This window comes from Pseudoduganella buxea, from assembly GCF_009720835.1.
Taxonomy (GTDB): Bacteria; Pseudomonadota; Gammaproteobacteria; order Burkholderiales; family Burkholderiaceae_D; genus Rugamonas; species Rugamonas buxea.
Window position 1 is genome coordinate 1 of the sequence record NZ_WNKZ01000141.1, and the last position, 9,880, is coordinate 9,880.

The window sequence follows — 9,880 nt, forward strand, 5'->3', positions numbered from 1 at the left end:
TGCGATGCGGCGCGCGAACGCCTGAACGCGCAGCAGCAGGCGGCCCAGCAGGCCGCCGAGCGGCGCACGCGCTGCGACGAGGCGCTGGTGCAGGGCCGTCGCCGCATCGCCGAACTGGGCGACGCGGCCGATGCGGCGATGGCGAAACTGGCGGCCTGGCTGGACGAATTCCAGCAGGCCCGCACGGAGCCGGACCTGTTCGCGCCGGCGCCGGATGTCGGCATCGCCTCGCTGGGCGAACTGCGCGCCCTGCTGGCCCATCCGCTGGACGCCGTGCGCGCCGAACGCCAGGCCTTGCAGGCCCTGGAGCAGGCCGAGGCCCATGCCCGCGCCGTGCTGCAGGAACGCCAGGCCCAGTGCGACCGCCACCGCGACGCGGCGCCGGCCGGCGGCGAACAGACCCTGGCCATGCTGCAGGCGGCGCTGGCCGAACTGAATGTGGCACGCACGGCGGCGCACGACGTGGCAACGGCCCACAAGCTGGGCCTGGCCCAGGACGACGAACGCCGGCGGCGCGCCAGCGCCGTGCTGGCCCAGCTGGAAAAGCAGGAAGCCGTCGAGCGCAAGTGGGCCCGGCTGGCCGAACTGATCGGCTCGGCCGACGGCAAGAAGTTCCGCAACTACGCCCAGCAGTTCACCCTGGACGTGCTGTTGGGCTACGCCAACGCCCACCTGGGCCAGCTGGCGCCCCGCTACCAGCTCAAGCGCATCGACAATCCGTCGCAGCCTTCGCTGGGCCTCCTGGTGCGCGACCTGCACATGGGCGACGACATGCGCTCCGTGCACTCCCTGTCCGGCGGCGAATCCTTCCTCGTGTCGCTGGCGCTGGCGCTGGGCCTGGCCTCGCTGTCGTCGAACCGGGTGCGGGTGGAGTCGCTGTTCATCGACGAGGGCTTCGGCAGCCTGGACGCGGAAACGCTGCGGGTGGCCATGGACGCGCTGGACAACCTGCAATCGATGGGCCGGAAAGTGGGCGTCATCTCGCACGTGCAGGAAATGACGGAGCGCATCGCGACCCGCATCCTCGTGCAGCCGTGCGCGGGCGGACGGAGCGCGATCAGCGTATATTGAGGCCTTCGAACCCCGGCCGGGCGGCGCGCGGTAAAATGCCGCCCTTTCGACTTTACAAGAGCGGCATCATGCTGAAAGCACCCCGTACCCTGACGTTCAAGTGCGCCAAATGCGCCAAGGCCGTCCAAGTTTCCCTGCAAAAAGTTTCCGCTTGCTCCCACATCACGCCGTACTCGGGCGTGTGCGCCTGCGGCGAAGTGAAGCTGCATGCCATCGGCCAGCCCGAAGCCGTCCAGGCTTACCTGGCTTCGAACGGCTTGTGGACGCACCACCACTGATTGTCCTCAAGTTATCGGCGCGGCTGCCGATGTTGAGAAAGCAGATCCTTTTCGAGAGGCCATCATGACTTCGATCAACCCGTTCGGCGCCCGTCCCTACACGAGTACCAGCAGCCCGCTGGCCGACCACAAGCAGCAGTCGCCCGTCAGCAAGTCGGCCAATGCGCCCGTCAAGGTGCCGGCGCAGGACCAGGTCGCCCTGTCCAGCAACGGCATCGACCTGCAGCAGCGCATCGCGGGCCTGGGCAATGCCACCGTCGACCTGGCCCAGAGCCTGCTCGGCAGTTTCGCCGGGCGCCTGTTCGGCGACGCCATGAAGGGCGCCACCATCGATTTCGATGCCGTCAGCCTGGAATCGAATTCCGCCTTCGCCACGGGGGTCTCGCGCAGCGAGGCTGGCGGCAAGGTGATGGAGGCGGCCGGCTTCAGCCTGCAGGACAGCGCCCATTTCATGGGCAAGGGCACCATCACCCTGGCGGACGGCCAGAAGTACGATTTCGAAGTGGAAGTGCTGTACGAGGCGTCCACGACGGCCGTGGCCGGCTCGGAAAGCGACCAGCGCAAGCAGCTGGCCGCGCAGAATCCGGCCATGCCGCTGCCGGCCGTCGAGTTCCCGGACATCGAATGGCCGGGCAGCCTGAACGACCTGTTCAAGATGATGGACAAGCAGATTTCCGGCGCCATCGGGAAACAGGCCGACGGCGCCACGGGCGCGGAGAAGCTGGGCACCCTGTCCTTGCGGCTGATGAACCTGGTGAACAATGCGTCGGCGCTGGACATCTACAGCCCGCCTGAAGCCACCTCCAAATCGAAGAATGCCGCCAACGCCTACGCGGCAGTGGAAAAGCAGGCCGCGCCGATCAAGGTGGGGTCGGGCCAGTCGGCGCCCGGGCCCGACCCCGTGGTGGACAAGCAGGCGGCGCCCGTCAAGGTGCCGGTCAGCCAGTCCGCCCCGGCGCCGGCGCCCGTCGTCGACACGCAGCAGCAGCCGGTGCGCAGCGGCGGCGATATCCCGCTGACCATTTCGACGACGCCGAAACCCGACGACGCGGCCTGAACCCGGCCGCCCCGGGAGCGGCGACGTTATAATGCAGCTCCACACGAAACCGCCGGTGCAGGCGGTTTCGCCGTTTACCATGCAGCAAACACCAAAGCAGAGCCATTCCATGCAAGCAGCCGTCACGCCTCCCACCATCCACTGGACCGAACAGGGCGCCGAACGCAGCGCGCGCTGGCACTCGGAGGCGGGCATGCCGCCGCCGAAGAAGGTCATCGTGGCCGACGACACCACCAATGCCGACACGGCCTACCGGCTGGCGTGCGAGGGCACGGCGCTGCTGTGGCGGGGTGATTTCCACAACGCGCGCCAGCTGCTGCAGGCGCTGGCCCGCCGGGCCGACCACAAGCACGGCAAAGGCAAGAAGAAAGCCAGGGAAGCCAAGGTGCCGGCCACCCCGGCCGAGGCCTTCCACCTGCACCGCCAGGCCCAGTCGCAGCGCGCCCGCACCCTGGCAATGCTGCTGATCCCGTTCGAGCCGGGCTACACGATCGAACTGCGCCGCGCGCCGGACGTGCGCCTGGCCTGCAACGAAGCCTATGGCCGGGGCGAGGATGCCTTCGTCATTTCGCTGCGCGAGCTGCAGGGCGTCATCGGTGCCCATGAATGGCGCAAGACGGGGGTCGAGATCGCGGCGCTGGACGGGCGCATCCACCCCCACTACGGCGTGTTCTCCCCCGTGCGGGGCGAATACGTGCAACTGGTGGCCGAAGCGCCCCTGCCGCGCGGCGCCAGGGAACTGGCCTTCGATATCGGCGCCGGCACGGGCGTGCTGTCGGCCGTGCTGGCGAAACGGGGCGTGGCCAGAGTCGTGGCGACCGACATGGACCGCCGCGCCCTGTCCTGCGCGCGCGACAATATCGCCCGCCTGGACCTGGACGGCCAGGTCGAGCTGGTGGAAGCGAACATGTTCCCGCCCGGCCGCGCGCCGCTGGTCGTGTGCAATCCACCGTGGGTGCCGGCCCGCCCCGGCTCGTCGATCGAGTCGGCCATCTACGATCCGGACAGCCGCATGCTGAAGGCCTTCCTGGCCGGCCTGAAGGAGCACCTGACGGAAGGCGGCGAAGGCTGGCTGATCCTGTCGGACCTGGCCGAGCACCTGGGCCTGCGCCCGCGCGCGCAACTGCTGGAATGGATCGAACAGGCCGGCCTGAAGGTCATCGACCGCAGCGACGTGCGCCCCGTGCATCCCCGCGCCAGCGATGCCACCGACCCGCTGCATGCGGCCCGCTCGGCCGAGCTGACGTCGCTGTGGCGCCTCGGCGCTGCGTGACGGCAAAGGTTTTTGACGGGGCGTAAAAAGGCGCCCTTGCAAAGCCAGCCATCGCGGTATATAATTCTTGCCTCAGACGCGGGGTGGAGCAGTCTGGCAGCTCGTCGGGCTCATAACCCGAAGGTCACAGGTTCAAATCCTGTCCCCGCAACCAGATTCAAGAAAGCCGCTGATTCTTTACAGGATCAGCGGCTTTTTCTTTGGCGCTTATTGGCCTGCTTTTGCGCCGTCGTTGTACAGCGCCCCATCCCACCCTTCCAGATATTTCGGCAACGCGTCGTCGATATCGACGATGCGGTTCGCATAGTACAAGTGCAGTACGGGCGCCAGGCTGGCGGGCAAGGTGCCGCCGTGGGCGCGCGCCACGAGGCTGTTTGGCACCACGCGCATGCCCAGGCGGTTGGTGCCGAACAGCGTGTCGCCGCAGTCGCGGCAGAACGTACGCGCCAGGTGGCGGCCGGGATGCTGGTAGGTCGCCAGGGTCGTGCCGGCGACATCGACGGCTGCCGCCGGCCATGCGGTGGCCGACAGCAGCGCCGTGCCGTAAGTGTCGCGGCAGCTGTTGCAGTGGCAGTGGGCGCGGGCCACGGGCTCGCCGTGCAGGGCCAGGGTGGCGGCGCCGCACAGGCAGGCCGCGGTGATCGGATCGGTCGTCATTTGCTTTCCTTATCAAGTGAACAATTCGGCGGCGCGATTGTCTCCCGGCGCTGCGTTGGCCGCAAGCCCGCCGCCCTTGACCGATGCCGCCACGGTGCTACACTCCCAGCCGCATAATTATTCCTCCCCCATCTTCCAGGAGCCGCGCGTGCCAGACCCCAACGATTTGCCGGAACAATCCCCCGACGCTCCGGCCATGCCTTCGCGCCGCCGCCTGTTCGGTGCCGCCACCGCCGCCGGCGTGCTGGGCGCCCTGCCCGCCATGGCCGAAGCGAAGCCGGCGCCGAAGTCGGTCAAGGGCTCGCTGGACACGAAGCTGAAGGCGCACGTGAAGAACGTCGTCGTCATCTACCTGGAAAACCGCAGCTTCAACAACCTGTTCGCCGGCTTCCCCGGCCTGGCCGCGCCCCTGTCGGCGGTGACGCCGGAGCAGTACCGCCAGAAGGATGTCGACGGCAGCGTGCTGCCGGAACTGCCCAGGGTGTGGGGCGGCGCCGTGCCGGTGCCGCAGGATATCGCCGGCAAGCGTTACGAACTGAAGGAAGAGGACATCAAGGGCTTGCCGAACGCGCCATTCGCGCTGAAGGACGCGGCCGGCCAGCCGCTGCCGGAAGCCGTCATCACGCGCGATTTGCAGCACCGCTTCTACCAGAACCAGATGCAGATCAACGGCGGGCGCAACGACGGCTTTGCCGCGTGGACGGATGCGGGCGGCCTGGTCATGGGTTACTACGGCGAGACGGAAAGGAACCTGGGCCTGTGGCAGGTGGCGCGCGAGTTCACCCTGTGCGACAACTTCTTCATGGCCGCCTTCGGCGGCTCCTACCTGAACCACCAGTTCCTGATCTCCGGTCGCACGCCGGAGTACTTTAACGCCGCCCAGACCAAGGCGAAGAAGAAGATCAGCGTGACGGCAGACGGCCCGACGGGCAGCCGCCTGGCACTGGCGCCGGACTCGCCGAAGTCGGCGCTGGACGGCCGGCCGAGATTCGTCGCCGACCATGCCATCACGCCGGACGGCTATGCCGTCAACACGATGTCGCCACCGTTCCAGCCCAGCTACGTGCGCGCGGCGCCCGGCGGCGACCCGATGCTGGCCGATCCGGACGACGCCAACACCCTGCCGCCGCAGACCTTCGACACCATCGGCGACCTGCTGTCGCGCAAGGGCGTGTCCTGGGCCTGGTACGGCGGCGCTTGGCAGGCCGCGCTGGACGCCAGGGGCGGCGGATCGAAGCCGAACTTCCAGGCCCACCACCAGCCCTTCAATTACTTCGCCAATTACGCTCCCGGCACGGCCGCCCGCGCCGAACACCTGCGCGACGGCGGCCTGGGCGACAGTCCCATCTCGAACAAGTTCCTGGCCGATGTCGTCGCCGGCAGGCTGCCGGCGGTGAGCTTCTACAAGCCGCAGGGCAACCTGAACCTGCACGCGGGCTACTCCGACATCGAGTCCGGCGACCAGCACATCGTCAACGTACTGCAGCACCTGCGCCATTCGCGCCAATGGCAGAACATGGTGGTGGTCGTGACCTTCGACGAGAACGGCGGCTGGTGGGACCACGTGGCGCCGCCCAAGGGCGACCGCTGGGGCCCCGGCTCGCGCATTCCCGCCATCGTCGTCTCGCCGTTTGCCAAGAAGGGCGCGGTGGACCACAACTTCTACGACACCACGTCGATCCTGCGCTTCATCACGCGCCTGCACGGCCTGCCGCTGCTGGAAGGCCTGGCCGAACGCAACGAAGCCTTCACCGCGCGCGGCGCCATGCCGCCGGGGGACCTGACGGGGGCGCTGGCGTTCCGGTAAGTCGCCGGGATTGACTTAACCGTCGGCAATGCCCTCCTGTCACGGCATGCCTGCTTTGTGTTACACTGCGCACCGCTTTACATTGAAAGCCCGACTATTGCAGCCGGGCTTTTGTTTTTCGGGGCACACGCCGCCGCCAGACCATGAGAGACAAAAAAGACAACGCGACGTTCGACCTGCCCGGCTTCGGCCCGGCCGAACCTTTGGCGCCGGAGCCGAAACGCCCGCCGGCCCCGCGGGCGCGTCGCCCTGCGCTGAAGCAGGAACAGATGCAATTATTGGAAGATACCGACGCCTCCGGCCTGCCCGTGTGGCGCCGCGACGAAGGGCTCGACCTGACGGGATTGCCCGTCTGGGGCAGCGCGGAACTGTAATCCGCCGGCACGGCCCGCACCACCCTGATGCCGCATGCTGACACCAAAAACCCGGTGCAGCTTTGCTAGACTACCGATTCACCTCACACGCCACCGCGCCCTGCCATGACCTCCTTCGCCAGCCTGCCCCTCACCGACTCCTTCCTCGCCAATCTCGATTCGCTGGGCTACAAGACCATGACGCCGATCCAGGCGCAGAGCCTGCCGTCCGTGCTGGAAGGGCGCGACCTGATCGCCCAGGCCAAGACGGGCAGCGGCAAGACGGCGGCCTTCGGCATTGGCCTCTTGCACAAGCTCAATCCAGCCTGGTTCGCCACGCAGGCGCTGGTGCTGTGCCCCACGCGCGAGCTGGCCGACCAGGTCGCCGGTGAGTTGCGCCGGCTGGCCCGCAGCGTCGGCAACGTCAAGATCCTCGTGCTGACGGGCGGCGCGCCGATGCGTCCGCAGATCGCGTCGCTGGAACACGGCGCCCACGTCGTCGTCGGCACGCCGGGCCGCATCCGCGACCATATCGGCCGCCAGACCATCGACCTGTCCACCGTGCAGACGCTGGTGCTGGACGAAGCGGACCGCATGACGGACATGGGCTTCTACGACGAGATCGCCGGCATCGTCAGCGCCTGCCCGAAACGGCGCCAGACCCTGCTGTTCTCGGCCACCTACCCGGATGACATCCGCGTGGCCACGGAAGCCTTCCTGGCCGACCCGGTCGAAGTCACGGTGGAAGCCCAGCACGACAGCGGCAAGATCGTGCAGCGCTTCTACGAAATCGGCTTCGACGACCGGGACGCGGCCGTCGGCCGCCTGCTGAAGCATTACCAGCCGGCCTCGGCCATCATCTTCTGCAATACGAAGGTGCATTGCCGCGAGCTGCTCGAATCGCTGCGGGCGCAGAGCTTCTCCGCGCTGGCCCTGTATGGCGAACTGGAGCAACGCGAGCGCGACGAGATCCTCGTGCTGTTCGCCAACCGCAGCTGCTCGATCCTGATCGCCACCGACGTGGCCGCCCGCGGCCTGGACATCCAGAACCTGGAAGCGGTGATCAATGCGGACGTGTCGAAGGACACGGAAGTGCACATCCACCGGATCGGCCGCACGGGCCGCGGCGACGAGCAGGGCCTGTCGCTGACCTTGTGCGCGCCGAACGAGAAGAAGTGGGTCAAGCTGATCGAGGAATATCAGGGCGCGCCCGTCGAATGGCATGACCTGAAGAAGCTGGACGTGGACGAGTACGCCCAGGGCGACGCGGCACCGATGATGACCCTGTGCATCTCGGCCGGCAAGAAGGACAAGCTGCGCCCGGGCGACGTGCTGGGCGCGCTGACGGGCGACGCCGGCCTGGTCAAGGAACAGGTGGGCAAGATCAATGTCACCGAATTCCAGACCTACGTCGCCATCGACCGCCGCGTCGCCTACGACGCCTTTGCCCGCCTGAACGGCGCCAGCAAGCTGGGCGGCGACTTCGGCAGCTTCAAGGGGCGCAACTTCAAGATGCGCTTCATCGACGTTTAAAAAACCAGGACCGGGTCAGGCGGGCAGCTTCACGCTCGCTGCAAACCCCGGCGCGCGCCGCAGCAGGCTGGCCTGCTCGTACGCATACGCCATGCCGATCAGCGCCGCATCCGAATAGGCCCCGCCGACGAACGACAGGCCGACCGGCAAGCCATGCACCTGGCCGGCCGGCACCGTCACATGGGGATAGCCGGCCACGGCCGCCGGTGACGAGAAGCTGCCGCCGTAGTGGTCGCCGTTGACGAAGTCCGTCAGCCAGGCCGGGCCACCCGTCGGCGCCACCAGCGCATCGAGCCTGAACTCGGCGATGACCTTGTCCAGCCCTTCCGCGCGGGCATAGCGCCGGCACTGTGCCAGCGCCTCCACGTATTCCTTGCTGTCCAGTCCGCCCTTCGATTCCGCGTGCTCCAGGTGCTCCTGGCCAAAATGGCGCAGTTCACGCGCCGCGTGCTGGCGGTTGAAGGCAATCACGTCAGCCATCGTCTCCACCGGCGCGCCCGGCGCATAGCGGCGCAGGTAGTCGGCCAGGCCCGGCTTGAATTCATACAGCAGCACCTGGGTTTCGCTGTCGCCGTACTTGTCCGTGTTGGGCACCTGCACGTCGACGAGGATGGCGCCCTGCGCCTTCAGCACGGCCAGGGCGGCCTCGATGCGAGCGTCCACTTCATCGTTAAGGCCGAAGAAATTGCGGGCCACGCCCAGCCGCTTGCCGTGCAGGGCATCGCGTTGCAACGCTCGTGTGTAGTCGACGACATGGGCGGCGCCTTCACCAGTGATGGCATCGTCGGCGTCCGGCCCGGCCAGCGCGTTCAGCAGCAGTGCCGCGTCCGTCACCGTGCGCGTCATCGGACCGGCCGTGTCCTGCGAGGCGGCGATGGGGATGATGCCGCTGCGGCTGACGAGTCCCAAGGTGGGCTTGATGCCGACCAGGCCGCAGATCGACGCGGGCGACACGATGGAGCCGTCCGTTTCCGTGCCAACGGCCAGGGTGGCCAGCCCGGCCGCGATGGCGGCGGCCGAGCCGGAACTGGAGCCGCTGCAGTTGCGGTCCAGCGCGTAAGGGTTGCGGGTCAGGCCGCCGCGTCCGCTCCAGCCGCTGACGGACTGGGTCGAGCGCATATTGGCCCATTCGCTCAGGTTGGTCTTGCCGAGGATGACGGCGCCGGCCGCGCGCAGCCGCGCCGTCACGTGGGCATCGCGGGCGGCGCGCACGCCGTCCAGCGCCAGCGAGCCGGCCGTCGTGCTCATGCGGTCGGCCGTGGCGATATTGTCCTTCAACAGCACGGGAATGCCGTGCAATGGACCGCGCAGCCTGCGTGCCTGGCGCTCGCGGTCCATGTCGCGGGCGATCCTCAACGCTTCCGGATTGAGCTCGATGATGGCATTCAGGCGGGGACCGGCCCGGTCGATCTTGCCGATGCGGGCCAGGTACTGCGAGGCCAGCGCATGCGCCGTCAGCTTGTTGGCCGCCATCAGCGCCTGCTGCTGGGCGACGCCGGCCTCGAGAATGCTGGGCGGGGCGTTTCTCGGCACCGCTCCGTGGGTACTTTTGACGGCCGCCATGCCGCCGACTGCCAAGCCCATCCACACAAAATTCCTGCGGTCCATCCCTGCCCTCCCCTGGTGAATCGTGCAAGGATAGCAGTGCTGGCGGGCTTGCTGAGGAATTATTAATGTTGTTGTTCAACCCAGAAGCAAACCCTTCTGGACGCGCAGGCGTACAGGCGAAAAAAAAGGCGCTGTGCCCCGGTCGCAAGGAACTTTTTGGCTCGACCATTGTCATACCGTAAGTTGGCATTAGCCAAGACGGAGGTGAGCATGGAAATCGACGAGTACGCGGCGGTGCGGACG

The 9,880-nt window shown here is 67.6% G+C and carries 10 protein-coding genes and 1 tRNA gene; 8 read left to right on the plus strand and 3 right to left on the minus strand.

What is annotated here, in order from left to right:
• From GM672_RS26105 to GM672_RS26125, 5 genes are all read left to right on the plus strand, one after another.
• Window positions 1–1,071 (plus strand): SbcC/MukB-like Walker B domain-containing protein (locus tag GM672_RS26105; protein WP_308807471.1); only part of this gene is annotated, 1,071 nt, incomplete at its 5' end.
• 68 nt (window positions 1,072–1,139) lie between these two features.
• Complete coding sequence (locus GM672_RS26110) at window positions 1,140–1,349, plus strand: hypothetical protein (protein ID WP_155473444.1); 210 nt, start codon at window positions 1,140–1,142, stop codon at window positions 1,347–1,349.
• Between the two features lie 64 nt (window positions 1,350–1,413).
• Window positions 1,414–2,406 (plus strand): hypothetical protein, encoded by a 993-nt coding sequence (locus tag GM672_RS26115; protein ID WP_155473445.1) that lies wholly within the window; start codon window positions 1,414–1,416, stop codon window positions 2,404–2,406.
• A 109-nt stretch (window positions 2,407–2,515) separates the two neighbouring features.
• The gene (locus GM672_RS26120) at window positions 2,516–3,679 is read left to right on the plus strand and encodes a methyltransferase (RefSeq protein ID WP_155473446.1); all 1,164 of its coding nucleotides are present in this window, start codon (window positions 2,516–2,518) and stop codon (window positions 3,677–3,679) included.
• A 77-nt stretch (window positions 3,680–3,756) separates the two neighbouring features.
• A tRNA-Met gene (locus tag GM672_RS26125) sits at window positions 3,757–3,833 on the plus strand.
• Window positions 3,834–3,886: 53 nt separating this feature from the next.
• On the opposite strand, the gene GM672_RS26130 is transcribed toward GM672_RS26125, so the two are convergent.
• Entirely contained in the window at window positions 3,887–4,336 is a 450-nt protein-coding gene (locus GM672_RS26130) for a GFA family protein (protein WP_155473447.1), read from the minus strand.
• Between the two features lie 196 nt (window positions 4,337–4,532).
• Here GM672_RS26130 and GM672_RS26135 point away from each other — a divergent pair, with 196 nt between their 5' ends.
• The 3 genes from GM672_RS26135 (at window position 4,533) to dbpA (ending at window position 8,029) form a co-directional block, all read left to right on the plus strand.
• Window positions 4,533–6,143, plus strand: a complete 1,611-nt coding sequence (locus GM672_RS26135) for an acid phosphatase (RefSeq protein ID WP_155473451.1) — start codon at window positions 4,533–4,535, stop codon at window positions 6,141–6,143.
• A gap of 143 nt (window positions 6,144–6,286) precedes the next feature.
• Window positions 6,287–6,517 (plus strand): hypothetical protein, encoded by a 231-nt coding sequence (locus GM672_RS26140; RefSeq protein ID WP_155473448.1) that lies wholly within the window; start codon window positions 6,287–6,289, stop codon window positions 6,515–6,517.
• 105 nt (window positions 6,518–6,622) lie between these two features.
• A complete protein-coding gene (gene dbpA, locus GM672_RS26145) occupies window positions 6,623–8,029 on the plus strand; it encodes an ATP-dependent RNA helicase DbpA (RefSeq protein WP_155473449.1) in 1,407 nt (468 codons plus the stop codon).
• Window positions 8,030–8,044: 15 nt separating this feature from the next.
• Here the strand turns inward: dbpA and GM672_RS26150 are convergent, their stop codons facing one another.
• Together GM672_RS26150 and GM672_RS29030 are read right to left on the minus strand one after the other, a co-directional pair.
• Window positions 8,045–9,637, minus strand: coding sequence for an amidase (locus GM672_RS26150; protein WP_155473450.1), 1,593 nt, complete (start codon window positions 9,635–9,637; stop codon window positions 8,045–8,047).
• Between the two features lie 62 nt (window positions 9,638–9,699).
• Window positions 9,700–9,880: hypothetical protein (locus tag GM672_RS29030; RefSeq protein ID WP_211517440.1), on the minus strand; the 181-nt coding region annotated here is incomplete at its 5' end.